At 63.6% G+C, this 14,567-nt stretch carries 15 protein-coding genes; 6 read left to right on the plus strand and 9 right to left on the minus strand.

From position 1 onward, the window contains the following. Positions 1-49 precede the first annotated feature (49 nt). Positions 50-430 (minus strand): acyloxyacyl hydrolase, encoded by a 381-nt coding sequence (locus Q1J79_RS20725; RefSeq protein WP_300304589.1) that lies wholly within the window; start codon positions 428-430, stop codon positions 50-52. Positions 431-721: 291 nt separating this feature from the next. On the opposite strand from Q1J79_RS20725, the gene Q1J79_RS20730 reads away from it, so the two are divergent. The 4 genes from Q1J79_RS20730 (at position 722) to Q1J79_RS20745 (ending at position 4,896) form a co-directional block, all read left to right on the plus strand. Beyond that, complete coding sequence (locus Q1J79_RS20730; RefSeq protein WP_300304592.1) at positions 722-1,429, plus strand: TIGR02117 family protein; 708 nt, start codon at positions 722-724, stop codon at positions 1,427-1,429. Positions 1,430-1,572: 143 nt separating this feature from the next. After that, positions 1,573-2,577 (plus strand): type I glyceraldehyde-3-phosphate dehydrogenase, encoded by a 1,005-nt coding sequence (gene gap, locus Q1J79_RS20735; protein WP_300304595.1) that lies wholly within the window; start codon positions 1,573-1,575, stop codon positions 2,575-2,577. A 24-nt stretch (positions 2,578-2,601) separates the two neighbouring features. Next, on the plus strand, positions 2,602-3,798 hold the full coding sequence (gene pgk / locus Q1J79_RS20740) for a phosphoglycerate kinase (RefSeq protein WP_300304598.1): 1,197 nt from the start codon (positions 2,602-2,604) through the stop codon (positions 3,796-3,798). A gap of 60 nt (positions 3,799-3,858) precedes the next feature. Continuing rightward, positions 3,859-4,896, plus strand: coding sequence for a class I fructose-bisphosphate aldolase (locus Q1J79_RS20745; RefSeq protein ID WP_300304601.1), 1,038 nt, complete (start codon positions 3,859-3,861; stop codon positions 4,894-4,896). A gap of 80 nt (positions 4,897-4,976) precedes the next feature. On the opposite strand, the gene Q1J79_RS20750 is transcribed toward Q1J79_RS20745, so the two are convergent. The 4 genes from Q1J79_RS20750 to Q1J79_RS20765 form a co-directional block, all read right to left on the minus strand. After that, entirely contained in the window at positions 4,977-5,450 is a 474-nt protein-coding gene (locus Q1J79_RS20750) for an Hsp20 family protein (protein ID WP_300304604.1), read from the minus strand. Positions 5,451-5,593: 143 nt separating this feature from the next. Continuing rightward, on the minus strand, positions 5,594-5,860 hold the full coding sequence (locus tag Q1J79_RS20755) for a hypothetical protein (RefSeq protein ID WP_300304607.1): 267 nt from the start codon (positions 5,858-5,860) through the stop codon (positions 5,594-5,596). 183 nt (positions 5,861-6,043) lie between these two features. Further along, on the minus strand, positions 6,044-6,271 hold the full coding sequence (gene rpmE / locus Q1J79_RS20760; protein ID WP_300304610.1) for a 50S ribosomal protein L31: 228 nt from the start codon (positions 6,269-6,271) through the stop codon (positions 6,044-6,046). Positions 6,272-6,418: 147 nt separating this feature from the next. Beyond that, positions 6,419-7,822 (minus strand): serine protease, encoded by a 1,404-nt coding sequence (locus tag Q1J79_RS20765; protein ID WP_300304613.1) that lies wholly within the window; start codon positions 7,820-7,822, stop codon positions 6,419-6,421. Between the two features lie 220 nt (positions 7,823-8,042). Here Q1J79_RS20765 and Q1J79_RS20770 point away from each other — a divergent pair, with 220 nt between their 5' ends. Together Q1J79_RS20770 and Q1J79_RS20775 are read left to right on the plus strand one after the other, a co-directional pair. After that, positions 8,043-9,833 (plus strand): ABC transporter transmembrane domain-containing protein, encoded by a 1,791-nt coding sequence (locus Q1J79_RS20770; RefSeq protein ID WP_300304616.1) that lies wholly within the window; start codon positions 8,043-8,045, stop codon positions 9,831-9,833. After that, positions 9,820-10,938, plus strand: coding sequence for a hypothetical protein (locus Q1J79_RS20775; protein ID WP_300304619.1), 1,119 nt, complete (start codon positions 9,820-9,822; stop codon positions 10,936-10,938). The genes Q1J79_RS20770 and Q1J79_RS20775 overlap by 14 nt, the downstream gene beginning before the upstream one ends. Before the next feature lie 6 nt (positions 10,939-10,944). Here Q1J79_RS20775 and Q1J79_RS20780 read toward each other — a convergent pair whose 3' ends face one another. From Q1J79_RS20780 to Q1J79_RS20795, 4 genes are all read right to left on the minus strand, one after another. Further along, a complete protein-coding gene (locus Q1J79_RS20780; RefSeq protein WP_300304622.1) occupies positions 10,945-11,409 on the minus strand; it encodes a DUF3574 domain-containing protein in 465 nt (154 codons plus the stop codon). Then, complete coding sequence (locus Q1J79_RS20785; RefSeq protein WP_300304625.1) at positions 11,410-12,480, minus strand: peptidoglycan -binding protein; 1,071 nt, start codon at positions 12,478-12,480, stop codon at positions 11,410-11,412. Between the two features lie 6 nt (positions 12,481-12,486). Beyond that, positions 12,487-13,638 carry a flagellar motor protein MotA gene (locus Q1J79_RS20790; protein WP_300304628.1) on the minus strand — a complete coding sequence of 384 codons (1,152 nt, stop codon included), beginning with the start codon at positions 13,636-13,638 and terminating at the stop codon, positions 12,487-12,489. 162 nt (positions 13,639-13,800) lie between these two features. Further along, positions 13,801-14,103, minus strand: coding sequence for an OmpA family protein (locus Q1J79_RS20795; protein ID WP_300304631.1), 303 nt, complete (start codon positions 14,101-14,103; stop codon positions 13,801-13,803). Positions 14,104-14,567: the final 464 nt, after the last annotated feature.

Raw genomic sequence — 14,567 nt, forward strand, 5'->3', positions numbered from 1 at the left:
ATTTAAAAGACCGGGAGGCCACAGCTTCCCGGCCCCACTTACGTGGTGATCAGCGCCCGCCGAGCGGCAGGGCGTAGGTCAGGAACAATGTTTCGACGCCCGGATTGCTGTCATAAATGCTGGCATTCGACATATGGCTGAACCCGATGCCGAAACGCGAACGGTTGTCGAAGCGATAGCTCAATTCAAGCTGCGACTTGAACTCGATGGCGCCGCCGAGATCCTTGCCGTCACCCTTGCGATAGATGCCGGGAGCAAAACTGGGGGTCAGCACCCAGCGGCGGCCGAGATAGACATCGACCAGCACGCCGGCATAGCCATAGGCGGCCTCGTCGCTGGTTGCCATGGCGCCAATGAATGGCTTGAAAATCCACAGCTTCTTGTCGTGGCGGTATTCCAGCCGACCTTCGAAGGCCTCGTTATCATCCAAAATATCATGATAACCGGCACTGAATGCCAGAAAGGCTGGATCGTCACCACCTTTGGCCGTTTGAGCGGCGAGCGGACCACCCATGAAAACCGCAGCAAAAAACGCCACTGCGGCACTGAACCATGTGCTGCTACGCATGCGCTACCCCCCACATCCCGACCGACGGGCCGGTATCCCCCATGAATATCTGTTGGATAGTAGCCAGGACGACAATCCCCGCAAGGGTTTATCGCTGGACCATCTTTTGCGCCATGCACCATTCTTGCCACATTTGCCCGGCAGAAAGCCGCCATGCGATTCCTGCGCCGCGCCATCCTGATCCTTGTCCTCGTCGCCCTGGCCCTGCCCGCCGCATACGGCCTGGCTGCCTTGCTGCTGGGCCTGCTGCCTGCCCCGCATCGCGCCCCGCTGCCGGACCAGGCCAGGATACCGATCTATCTGATCTCGAATGGCTGGCATGTCTGGCTGGCCCTTCCCATGGGGCAGGAAGCGGGACGCCCGGGGGAAGGCACATGGGAGAACTGGCTGGGTGACCAGGCCCCCCGCGCCGAGGAAAACACTGCCGATTACGTTGCCTTTGGCTGGGGCGACCGCGATTTCTACCTCAAAACCCGGCGGCCGGCCGATCTGCGCCCCGATCTGGCCTTTGCCGCCCTGCTTGGCCGTGGCCCGGCCGCCATGCATGTCATGCGCATCCGTCAACCGACTACCCGGCCGGACAATCCCGGCCAGGACCGCATTCGGCAGTTGGATATAGATCCCCTGCAATATCATGCCCTGGCGGCATATATCCGATCCGGATTCGCGGCCGACTCGGGTGGGCGGCCACGACGGATTCCGGGAGCCAGCTTCAGCGGACATGATGCCTTCTACGAGGCGACCGGCCGCTACAGTCCGATCCGAACCTGCAACGAGTGGATCGGCGCCGGCCTGCGGGCTGCCGGCCTGCCAGCCGGCTGGTGGACCCCCTTCCCCTTCGGCCTGATGGGGGGAGGCTGAAAACCCATGTTTACCGCCGTGACAACCCCGGGCTCGCCTTGCGACTCAGGCTTAAAGGGGCTAAACCCAGCCCCGAAAAAAGGACGGTTCCGGGCGCCCGGCGCCCACCCGCTCGCCACGCCATTCCATCGGAGAACAAAACCATGACGGTTCGGGTTGCGATTAACGGTTTCGGCCGCATCGGCCGCAATGTCCTGCGTGCGATCATCGAGAGCGGCCGCACCGATATCGAAGTGGTCGGCATCAACGATCTCGGCCCGGTCGAGACCAACGCCCACCTGTTTCGTTATGACAGCGTACATGGCCGCTTCAATGGCGAGGTCAAAACCAAGGCCGACGCCATCGATGTCGGTCGTGGCTGGATCAAGGTGACCGCCGAACGTGACCCGGCCAAGCTGCCGTGGAAGGAGCTGAAGGTCGACATCGCGATGGAATGCACCGGCATCTTCACCGACAAGGAGAAGGCTGCCCTGCACCTGACCGCCGGCGCCCGTAAAGTGCTGGTCTCCGCGCCGGCCACCAATGCCGACCTGACCGTCGTCTACGGCGTGAACCATGACCAGCTGAAGGCCGAGCATACCATCGTCTCGAATGCCTCCTGCACCACCAACTGCTTGGCGCCCGTCGCCTTTGTGCTCGATGCCGCCGTTGGCATCGAGAAGGGCTACATGACCACGATCCATGCCTATACCGGCGACCAGCCGACGCTGGATACCATGCACAAGGATCTCTATCGCGCCCGCGCCGCGGCGCTCTCCATGATCCCGACCACCACTGGCGCGGCCAAGGCTGTCGGCCTAGTGCTGCCGTCGCTGAAGGGCAAGCTGGATGGTTCGTCAATCCGTGTGCCGACCCCGAACGTGTCGCTGATCGACTTCAAGTTCATCGCCAAGCGCAACACCACGGTGGAAGAAGTCAACGAGGCCATGAAGAAGGCCGCCGCCGGCCAATTGAAGGGCATCCTCGGCATCAATGACCAGCCGCTGGTGTCCAGCGACTTCAATCACAATCCCGCCAGCTCGACCTTCGACGTCAAGCAGACCCAGGTGATGGAGGGCAATCTGGTGCGTGTGGTGTCGTGGTACGACAACGAGTGGGGCTTCTCCAATCGCATGTCGGATACCGCGGTGGCGATGGCCAAGCTCTGAGCCGGACGCGAGGAGCCCGCAACCATGGCCCATTTCCGCACGCTCGACGATGTTGATGTCGCCGGCAAGACGGTACTGACCCGCGTCGATCTCAACGTCCCGATGAAGGATGGCCGGATCACCGACGACCTGCGCATCAGCCGCATCCTGCCCACTCTGCATGAATTGTCGCGCAAGGGCGCCAAGGTCGTGGTGCTGTCGCATTTCGGCCGGCCGGACGGCAAGGCGGTGCCCGAGATGTCGTTGAAGCCGGTGGCCGCCGCGCTGGCGACCGCGCTGGGCTCCTCGATCGCTTTCGCCGAAGATTGCGTCGGCGAGGCGCCGAAGCAGGCGATTGCCAGGCTGAAGGCCGGAGGCGTCGTGCTGCTGGAGAATACCCGCTTCCACGCCGAGGAAGAGAAGAACGACGCTGGCTTTGCCAAACAGATGGCAGCACTGGGAGATGTTTACGTCAACGACGCCTTCTCCTGCGCCCATCGCGCCCATGTCTCGACCGAGGCGTTGGCCCATCTGCTGCCGGCCTATGCTGGTCGCAACATGGAAGTCGAACTGAAGCATCTCGAGGCGGCCCTGGTGGCGCCTGAGAAGCCGGTGGCTGCCGTGATCGGCGGCGCCAAGGTATCGACCAAGCTGGAACTGCTGGGCAACCTGCTGGGCAAGGTCGACAAGATCATCATCGGCGGCGGCATGGCGAACACCTTCCTGTTCGCCCAGGGCCGCGAGGTCGGCAAAAGCCTGTGCGAGAAGAACATGGCCGACACCGCGCGCGACATCCTGCGCGATGCGGTCACGCGCGGCTGCGCCATCATCCTGCCCGACGACGTGGTGGTGGCCCGCGAATTAAGGCAGGGAGCGCCTAGCAAGGTGGTGCCCTCCGACCGTGTCCCGGCCGACCAGATGATCCTGGATATCGGCCCGGTCGCCGCGGCCCGCCTTGGCACCATCCTCGCCGATTGCCGCACGCTGGTGTGGAACGGCCCGCTTGGCGCCTTCGAGACTCCCCCCTTCGATGCCGGCACCGTGACCGTGGCGCGTACTGCCGCGGCGCTGACCGCGTCGGGCCGCCTGCTCAGCGTGGCCGGCGGCGGTGACACCGTGGCCGCTCTGCGCCATGCCGGCGTGGCGGAGGAATTCTCCTATGTTTCCACGGCGGGCGGCGCCTTCCTGGAATGGCTGGAAGGCAAGGAACTGCCGGGCGTGGCTGCGCTGGCGGCAAAATAATCGCGTGCTAGAGTCCCCGGCATCCGGGAAATCGAAAGAAGCTTTTGGGAGCTGATGACAATGAACCTCACCGAACTCAACATGATTGCCAAGGGCATGGTCGCCACCGGCAAGGGCATCCTGGCCGCCGACGAAAGCACCGGCACCATCGAGAAGCGCTTTGCCAGCATCAGCGTCGCCTCAACCGAGGAGAACCGCCGCGACTATCGCGAGATGCTGTTCACTGCCGCAGGCGCCGAGCAGTATATCTCCGGCGTCATCCTCTATGACGAAACCCTGCGCCAGAAAGCCAAGGACGGCACCCCGCTGGTCGATATTTTGAACAAGCGCGGCATCATCCCGGGCATTAAGGTCGACAAGGGCGTGCAGACCCTGCCGGGCAGCGATGGCGAGAAAATCACCGAGGGCCTCGATGGCCTGGCCAAGCGCATGGCTGAATACCATCAGCTCGGCGCCCGCTTCGCCAAATGGCGCGCCGTGCTGAGCATCGATGCTGCCACCGGCAAACCGAGCCGGCAGTGCCTGGTCGCCAACGCCGAGGCGCTGGCCCGCTATGCCGGCATCTGCCAGACCGCCAACATCGTGCCGATCGTCGAGCCGGAAATCCTGATGGACGGCTCCCACGACCTGGCCACCAGCTTCGCCGCCACCGAGCGGACCCTGCATACCGTGTTTGAGCAGTTGTCCCTGCATAACGTGGCCTTCGAAGGCATGATCCTGAAGCCGAACATGGTGATCCAGGGCGAGCAGGCCAAGGTGCATGCCAGCGTCGAAGAAGTGGCGGACGCCACCGTGAAGGTGCTGCTGCGTTGCGTGCCGGCCGCCGTGCCGGGCATTGCCTTCCTGTCGGGCGGCCAGTCGGATGAAGCCGCCTCGGCCCATCTTGGCGCCATGAATGCCCGCCATCCGAAGCTGCCCTGGAAGCTCACCTTCTCCTACGGCCGCGCCCTGCAGGCCCTGCCGCTGAAGCTGTGGGGTGGCAAGGCCGCCAACGTGCCGAACGCGCAGAAGGGTTACCTGCATCGCGCCAAGCTGAACGGCCTGGCCGCGGTGGGCAAATACGACCCGAAGCTGGAGCAGGATTTTAAGGCGGCCTGATCCACCGCCCGACCGGCTGAAAACAGACGGCCCCGGCAGCGATGCCGGGGCCGTTTTCGTTTGTTAGTGTGGCGCGACGCTTACGCCGCCTTGGGCTGCGCGTCGATCACCGTGGCGCCAAGGGCATTGCTGCCGATTGGAATCTGGCGCGGCTTCTTGGCTTCCGGCACCTCGCGCTTCAGCGCGATATGCAGCAGGCCATCATTCAGCTCGGCCCCCACCACCTTCACGGTGTCGGCCAGTTCGAAGCGACGCTCGAACGCGCGACGGGCGATGCCGCGATGCAGATAGGCCACTTCGGTTTCGACTGCCTGCTCGGCCGCCTTGCCGGTGATCAGCAGGCTGTTTTCCTTCACTGTCACTTCAAGCTCTTCCGGCTTGAAGCCGGCCACCGCCATGGTGATGCGATAAGCATCTTCGCCGCGTTTCTCAATATTGTAGGGCGGGTAGCTGGGCGCGGCGTCGTCAGCGCGGTTGGCCAGCTCGAACAGCCGGTTCACATGGTCGAAACCAACGCTGGACCGCAGCAACGGGGCAAAATCAAAAGCACGCATGGTGTCATCCTCCTGAAGCGATGCATCCGGTTCACGATCCGCAACCTGCCGGATCGCCGTGATCGTCCGGGCCCCGAGGGCACCCGGCACAGCAGGGATGTAGGAAGGGGAAATCCGGGGTTCAAGAGGGGCGGCAACCGCCCTCACCCGATCGAAATCGGATACCATTTAAACTCGGTGAGCGCGCGGCCGCGCAGAATATCCACCACATGCTTGGGCCCGACGAATTCGGGCGCCAGATTGATGCCCTGGGCGGCCAGCACCAGAGTGGAATTCTTGAACAGGGGTTTCATCGCCGCCAGAGAGCGCGCTGCCATCTCGTCTGTCGCGATGGCAGAGTAGGAGACATAGATGAGGGTGATAATCTCGTTGCCGAGCTTGATCGAGGCGGATTGATAAACCTGGGCCATCGGCGCGGTCTTGTTGCCCGTTATGTCGTCGTTGTCAGCCTGACAGGGATATCAGCCGCAGCGTTAAAGAAAAGTGAGAAAATACCGAGGGGTATTTGGGGTGGTCGTTGCGGGCAACAAAAAAGCGGCCCGTCTGGGCCGCCTTCGTCCCGGGTATATCCCGGAAAATAATCCGCCTACGACTTACTTCTTGAGGCCGAAATTGCCAAACCGCTTCTTGAACTTGGCAACCTGGCCGCCAGACTCGTTCAGGCGGGCCGGGCCACCGGTCCAGGCCGGATGCGAACTCGAATCGATATCGAGCATCATGGTGTCGCCGGGCTTACCCCAGGTCGAACGGGTGGTGTAGACCGTGCCGTCGGTCATCTGCACCTTGATCTCGTGATAATCCGGATGGATATCGGCCTTCATGACTGCTCTCCTGGGCCAGCCTGGGGGATCGCCCGCCAGAAGCCCGAAAAAATCCTCAATGGGCGGGGGTTATAGCCAGAACCGCCCCTGCCCGCAAGGGCGAAAGCCACACCGCAACCGGCTTTGGTAACCTTTTGATACGGATGATTATTCCACGGCAGCCGTGCGGCGCCAGCGCTCATAGGCGGCCGGATCCGTCAAATCCAGTCCCAGTTTGTCCAGCCCGTCCAGAATGGGGATGAACAGATTCAGGCTGGCATTCCGCTGCTCTTTGCCCATGGCATAGCCCGCAACGGTGATCCCGACCACGTTGCCCTGCCGGTCGAGCAGCGGGCCACCGCTGTTGCCGCCGTGGATCGGCACATCGGCCTGGATCAGGTCCAGCCGTTCGGGTGGCATGGCCGGACGATAGGCGCTGACCACTCCGCGGGTGACAGTCCAGGCCAGATCGGTCATTTGCGGCGCACCGATCGCATAGACCTCCTCGGTCACGCGCACCGGCGTCTCGCGGATCGCCATCGCCGGATAACCGACTCCTTCCAGTTTCAACAGCGCCACATCCCGCAATTCATGACGGCGCAAGACCTCGCCGACCACCACACGGCCGGAGACCAGTTTCACCCGTACAAACCGCTGGCCGGCCACCACATGCTGGTTGGTCATCACCAGGCCATCCTCGGAGACGATGAAGCCCGAGCCATGGCCGCCCGCCCCGGCCTCGATCAGGACCGTGGCGCTGCGCAGCCGGTCGATATGGGTATCGATGGCAACCTTCGAAATCGGCTGGCGCACTAGCGGCCGCCGACCATCCACAGCCACAATACCTTTGGACGGCTTCGTTTCACGCTGCGGTTTGCGGCTGACCGCGGCGCGTGTGGCTGGGTCGGCGGCAAGCTTGTTCACGGAATCCGCATAAGCCAACAGGACCAACAATTCCGTATCGTAAGGGATCACAGTGGTGCCCTGATATTGGCCTTCGATCGTCGCCTTATGGATGACGCGCCGGTTCACCGGATCGAAAACCTGCCATTCCACCGTGATGGTGGAATTGCCGGTCAGGCCAATGATGCGGGCATTTATGAAATCGCAGGATAGCGTGCCTTCGACGCGGATCGCCCGGATATTGGCGCCAAAAATATACTCTGCCTCCTCCTGACCCTGTTCGGAGAACAGTCGGTCTGGCGCGCCGGCAGCACGATAGCCATGGCCTGCAACGATCCGGTGAAAAACATCCTGCCATTCGTTGGATCGGCTGACGTAGCGGCCTTCGTCATGCAGCACTCTGCCCCAGCTCCCCCCTTTGCAGACTACCAGCGGCGGCTTCCTGATCTGCCCGACCTCGCTACCCCGCGGCACATCGATCTGCACCCGATGCAGGCCGACAACCCGCGTTTCCTCGCCAACCTGGTCAGCCGTCACGACAGGCGTGACCTGGCTGCCATCCGGACGAGCCACCGGTACCGCCGTCATGGGTGGCGGCACGAGGGGTTGGCCGGTGACGCAGGCTGCCAGGGTCAGACAGATGGCGAGAGCGATTCGGCGCTTCGACATAATGATTCCCTCAGGACGTGGGTGGTTTTTTTGCATATACTTATAGGCGAAATAGTGAAACATAAAGTGAAATTGAAATGATCATTAAACGAACATACACCTGCATGCGGTACTGAAAAGGCGAAGACCGGATTCCTCATGCCCGGATGATGCCCTGTCGCATTGTCGTGCGGGGGACGCGGCGGCTATAACACCCATCCATTCATTTCCCGTCGAGCCGATGCCGCCTGTTGCCTCCTCCGACTCCAAACGTCCGTCCCTGACCTCCCTGCGCCGGACTCTCGGCTTCGTCGCCCCATATCGCTGGATGGTGATAGGCGCGGCTTTGGCGCTGATCGTGGCCGCCGGGGCCGTGCTTGGTATCGGCCAGGCGATCCGCCGGGTGATCGATGTCGGATTCGGCCATGGTAACGGCGATTACCTGGATCTGTATTTCGGGGCCCTGTTCGGCGTTGTCGCCGTGCTGGCGGTCGCGACCTTCGCGCGCTTTTACTGCGTCACCTGGCTGGGTGAGCGGGTAGTCGCCGATATCCGCCGCACGCTCTATGCCCATGTACTCAGGCTGAGCCCCGCGTTTTTCGAAACCACGCGCACCGGCGAAGTGCTCTCGCGGCTTACCACCGATACCGAACTGATCCAGGCCCTGATCGGCTCATCGGTTTCCGTCGCTCTGCGCAACCTGCTGCTGTTCTTTGGCAGCGCAGCCCTGTTGGTGATCACTTCGCCACGCCTGACCCTGCTGGTCGCCCTGGTGATCCCGCTGGTGGTGCTCCCGATCATCGTGCTGGGCCGTCGCCTGCGCCGGCTGTCACGCGAAAGCCAGGATCGCATCGCGGATCTGTCTGCCCAGGCCGGCGAGACGCTCAATGCCATTACCACCGTGCAGGCTTATACCTATGAAACCCGCGAGACGAACCGGTTTGCCGCCAATGCGGAGGCCGCGTTCGGCAGTGCGGTACGGCGCATCCGGGCCCGCGCCTGGCTGACGGCCTTGGTCATGCTGCTGGTCTTCGGCGCAGTCAACACCGTGATGTGGATTGGCGGCAAAGCCGTATTTGCCGGCGAAATGTCGGCCGGCGAATTGTCGGCTTTCGTGTTCTATGCCGTGATCGGCGCGTCTTCGGTTGGTGCCTTGTCGGAAATCTGGGGCGATGTTCAGCGCGCGGCCGGCGCGGCCGAACGTCTTATGCAACTGCTGGCCACCGAGCCCAGCGTGCAGGCACCGGACAATCCCGAGCAACTTTCCGCCCTGCCGGCCGGCCATCTGCAATTCGATGACTTGCGCTTCCATTATCCCGCCCGGCCGCAGATCCCGGCGCTCGATGGCCTCAGTCTCGATGTCGCCGCCGGTGAAACCGTTGCCATCGTCGGCCCGTCCGGCGCGGGCAAGACGACCCTGTTCCAGTTATTGCTGCGTTTCTATGACCCCGATTCGGGCCGCATTCTGTTCGACGGCATCGATATCGCCCGGCTCGATCCTGTTGCGCTGCGCCGTCATATCGGCCTGGTTGCCCAGGACCCGGTGATCTTCGGCGCCAGCGTGGCGGAAAATATTCGCTACGGCCGGCCTGAGGCGAGTGATGAGGACGTCCGCGCCGCGGCCGAGGCCGCCGCCGCCAGCGGTTTCATCCAGGCCCTGCCGCAGGGCTACGATACCTATCTGGGCGAACGCGGCGTCCGGCTTTCGGGCGGCCAGCGCCAGCGCATCGCCATCGCCCGCGCCCTGTTGCGCGACCCCCCGGTGCTGCTGCTTGATGAAGCAACCTCTTCACTTGATGCGGAATCCGAACGCAAGGTACAGAGCGCACTGGAGCGCCTGATGCAGGGGCGCACCACCCTGGTGATTGCCCATCGCCTGGCCACCGTGCAGAAAGCCGACCGGATCGTGGTGATGGATCAGGGCCGCATCGTGGCCGCCGGCCGTCACGATAGCCTGATGGCGGAAGACGGCCTCTATGCCCGCCTCGCCCGGCTGCAATTCATGTCCGGTCCGGCTGATGCCGCCGCGTAAACGCCATCCCGACAGGCCGCTGCAGCGCGGCCTGATGCGATTCTGGTGGCGCTTCATCCTCGTCGCGTTGATCGCCTATGTCGGCTACACGATCTGGCTTGGCGGCGCCTATCGCAATATCGAGCCTTTCACCGCCGGCCAGTGCGTCGCCGTCGAAGCGCCGCCCGGCCCGGAGGACATGGCGATTCTGCCCGGCGGCCATGCCGCCATCATCGCCAGCCAGGATCGCCGCGACCGTGACGCCCAGGGCGGCCTGCATCTCTATGACCTGACCAGCAGGCCGGGTCGTCTCACCCGGCTTGAACTGCCGCCCAGCCTCCCCTTCCATCCCCATGGCATGGGTCTGTTTGCCGCGCCTGACGGTCAGATTTTCCTGCACGTGATCAACCATCGCAGCGCTGACCGCCATACGGTGGAGATATTCCTGCTGCAACTGGCGGCTGATGGCACGCCGACGGTGCGCCATCGCGGCAGCGTCGCGAGCGATCTGTTCGTGCACCCGAACGGCATCGCCGCCGCCGGGCCGGAATCCTTCTACCTGACCAATGATCGTGGCAGCGGGCCGCGCTGGATGCATATGGTGGAGAACCTGCTGCAACTCAGCCGCTCAACCCTAGTCTACCACGACGGCCGCTTTGCCCGCGTGGTGGCCGAAGACATCGCCTTTGCCAACGGCGTCGAGGTTTCGACCGATGGCGGCGCCGTTCTGGCCGGCTCGACCTTATGGCGCATGCTGCTGGCTTTTACCCGCGAACCCACCAGCGGCACGCTGCTCCGCATCGGCAGCCTACCCCTGCCCATGGGCCCCGACAATATCCGCCGCGACGACAACGGCGACCTTTGGGTTGCCGGCCATCCCAATGCCTTCGCCTTCATCGGCCACGCCATGGACCCGCAGAAGGAAAGCCCCAGCATGGTGCTGCGGGTCAGCCGCGACAATCGCGGCGCCACGCGGGTGCAGGAAATCTTTGCCGATCCGGGCAGCCTGATTTCCGGCGCCAGCGTAGCCGTGCATAATCAGGGGCGGCTGCTGATCGGCGCGGTATTTCAGTCGACCCTGCTGGATTGTCAGCTCGACCCGAAGCAATTCAAAGATGTCGACTGACTGAAGTCAGAAGCGATAAACGGCGCATTGGTCGAGGCGCAGCACGCTGTCCTGGGAAAACTTCGCCTTGTAATCGGCCGCAATGGCATCCAGGCCCAGCTTCGCGCTGGCGCTGCCATCGTGCAGCACGAGCAGGATATGCGTCGCCTCGCGCACCGTGCCGCTATTCGTCGAACGCCAGCCCCCCTGCCCGTCCAGCAGGGTAAAGCCATCCGGGAAACGCGGAACGATGGTTTCGTCGACAAAGCGGGCCCAGTCCATCACCTCCACCTTGCGATCTTCGGGCATGCGCGTGCCGAAAAACAGGCTGCTGCTCTGCTGCCGGCATAAGGCAAGCGGATCGAACCAGACATAGATACCGGCCATCACCAGGATGATCAGGACAGAGAATGCCAGCAGCAGCGCCGCGAGCACCCGCGCCTGCAATGCGCCGAGCCGCTCGCCGACTTTCAGGAAGGTTTCCTCAAACATTCAGCGCTCGGTGAGCTTGAGTTCGATGCGCCGGTTGCGCCGATAGGCGATCTGATCGTCGCGCGCATCCAGCGGCTGGAATTCGCCAAAGCCCGTTGCCGCCAGTCGCTCCAGCGGCACGCCCTGGCCAGCGAGAAACTTGACCACCGAGATGGCGCGGGCCGAGGACAGTTCCCAGTTCGACGGGAATTGCGGCGTGTTGATCGGCAGCTTGTCGGTGTGGCCGTCAACGCGCAGCACCCAGGGCAGGTCGCTCGGAATCTTACTGCTGATCTCGATCAGCGTCTTCGCCAGCTTGGCAATCTGTTCGCGCCCCTCGGGCTTGAGGTCGGCCGAGGCGGAATCGAACAATACTTCCGACTGGAACACGAACCGGTCGCCAACGATCTGGATGTCGCGCCGGTTACCCAATGCCTGACGCAGGCGGCCGAAGAACTCCGAGCGGTAATTGACCAGTTCATCGACCTTGCGCGCCAGCGCCGCATTCAGCCGCTTGCCAAGGTCGCTGATCTGGGCCTGGTTTGCCTTGTCCTTGTCTTCGCTTTCCTTGAGGATGCGCTCGATCTGTGCCATCTGCTCACGCAAAGCCATCAACTGACGGTTCAGCAGATCAACCTGGCTACGCGCTTCTGTCGTGAGGCGTTTTTCCTGCTCAAGCTGGCCACTGCTGGAAACCAGCTTGCCCTGCAGATCGATAACGATCTGCTGCTGTTCAGCCAACCTCTTCTCGGTTTCGTCGGCACGCGCCTGGCTCTCGGCCAGCACCGCAGCCAGTTGGTCGCGCTCGGCCGTGGCACTGCTGAGTGTGGCCTGCAGATTGGTCAGGTCGACACGCAGCTGGGCGTTATTGCTTTTCTCCAGCGCCAGTTGGTCGACCAGGCCGGCCAGTTCGCTGCGCAGGGCGTCGATCGCCTTGTCACGGCCCGAGATCGCGGTGGCCAGGAAGAACTGCACCAGAATGAACACCGCAAGCACAAAGACGATGACCATCAGCAACGTGGACAATACATCCACATAACCCGGCCATGCCCCGGCACTCTGATGGTCGTTGCGCCGCCTGCTCAGCGCCATGACGGATCAGCCCTGCCGGCGCGGGGTATCGGCCATCGCCGCGATGGTGCGCGACAGCAGCTTGATTTCCGCCCGCATGTCATCGACCAGCTTGGCACGCCCCTGGGCGGCATCGTCGAGCAGTCGCGTGAGCAGGATATCGATGTTACGCAGATGACCACGGCTGGCGGCATCGAAACTGCCGGTTTCGGTATTCTGCGCCAGCTTGGCCATGATCGGTTTCATTTCGATCTGGTGTTCGGTCAGTTTGAGCAACAGGCCCTGTTCGGCCCGCATCTGCTCGGTCAGCAGGCTCAGCTTCTCGTTCAGTTGCATCAGCGCGGCACCGCCCTGGCTGCGGTTCTCTTCGCCGCGCGCCATGGTCCGCTGCAGGTTGTCGAGACTGTCGGCGGTCTGCTCCAGCAGGGCCTGCACATAAGCCGGCACCGACTGGTCGCCATCGACCACGGCGCCACCACCGACCCGGGTGAACCCGGCCAGCCATTCTTCCAAATCGTTATAAAATCGATTTTGCGCCTGCCCGGCCTGCAGATCAAGAAAGCCGAGGATCAGCGAGCCGGCCAGACCCATCAGCGAGGTCGAAAAGGCAAGCCCCATGCCGGCTAACGGTGTTTCGAGGCCGCCCTTGAGCTTGGAGAACAGGATGTTGATATCGTCATTGGTGTTCAGCGACAGACCGTTGATGGTATCGCTGACCCCATTGATGGTTTCCAGCAAACCCCAGAAAGTTCCCAGCAGGCCGAGGAACACCATCAGGCCGATAAAATAACGCGAGATATCGCGCGCCTCATCGAGACGCGAACCGACCGAGTCCAGCAGCGCGCGCGTGGCGGCAGCCGATAATGATCCGCGCGGCCCGCGATTGGCCAGCATGCGGGCCAGCGGTCCGAGCAGGCTGGAAGGCTCTCCCGCATTGCCGCCGCCGGCGCCGCGCTGCGCCTTCTGCCAGGCTTCGACCCAGTTCGCCTCCTGGCCGATGATCCAGACCTGACGGAAAGCATACAGGATGCCGATCAGCAGCACGGCGGCGATCAGGCTGTTCAGGGCAGGATTGGCCATGAAGGCACGCAACAGCGTCGCATGCAAAACCGCGATCACCGCGCCGACGGCGACAAGGAATGCGATCATGCGAAACAGAAAACGGCCAGGCTTGGTCATTCGGTCCATCCTTCCGTTTCTGCCGTAAAGAGCGAATACGGCAATTTCACGGCACCCGGCCCGACGTAAAGACCGGGTCGGCGAATCAAATCAGTGCGCTCCGATGATTGCTTAAGCGATGCAGCCGGATCAACCCGAAGATCACATCGAAGCCCACCCCGATCAGCGACCGGGCGGCGCCACTTCAACACGATCCGCCGCCGAACCGTCGGTCGGCACGCCAAGGGCGCGAACATCGATCCGGGTGGAACGTATGCCCTTGTCGATCAGGTATTGCCGCACCGCGAGCGCCCGGGTGAGCGACAGGCGGCGGGCGCCGCTGCCGCCATCGCCGACAGTATTGGCCGCATAGGCACGAACCTGCAGGCGCTCCTCGTTCCCGGCAAATTGCTGTGCCAGCGCATCGAGGGCGGCCAGCTCGCCGGCCGGCAATTCGCCCTGACCGGGCTGGAACGCAAGGGTCACGACGCCTGCCTGAACGCCTGGCGCCGGAGTGGGACGCGGGGCCACCATGGCGCTCTGCTGGGTCGCGGGATTGGCTGCAGGGGCCGCCGGAGCAACCGGGGCTGCCGCGACCTGCTGAGGCGGAGCCGGAGGCGCGGCAGGTGTGGCGGCGGTCGGTGGCGGCGCGGGCGGGGTGGCAGCAGGGGCCTGCGGGGCCGCAGAAGCTGGTGCCGCGGGCGCGGATGGGGCCGGGGCGGCAGGAATCACCGGCTGGGGGCTGCCGGCCGGAACCGGGGCCGTGGCGGCAAGCGGCTCAGTGACGACCGGGGCCGGGGCTGGAACGGCCTGCGGTTCAGCCTGCCCGGGGGCGGCGGCAGGTGTTTGGGCAGCAGGGGCGGTCTTGGCGGTCGGCTGGGTCGATGCCGCGGCTGGGCGGGCCACACGGGCCGGACGCGGTTTGGCCGACGAGGTGCTGCGCGCACGGC

It is taken from the genome of Ferrovibrio sp., assembly GCF_029255545.1.
Taxonomy (GTDB): domain Bacteria; phylum Pseudomonadota; class Alphaproteobacteria; order Ferrovibrionales; family Ferrovibrionaceae; genus Ferrovibrio.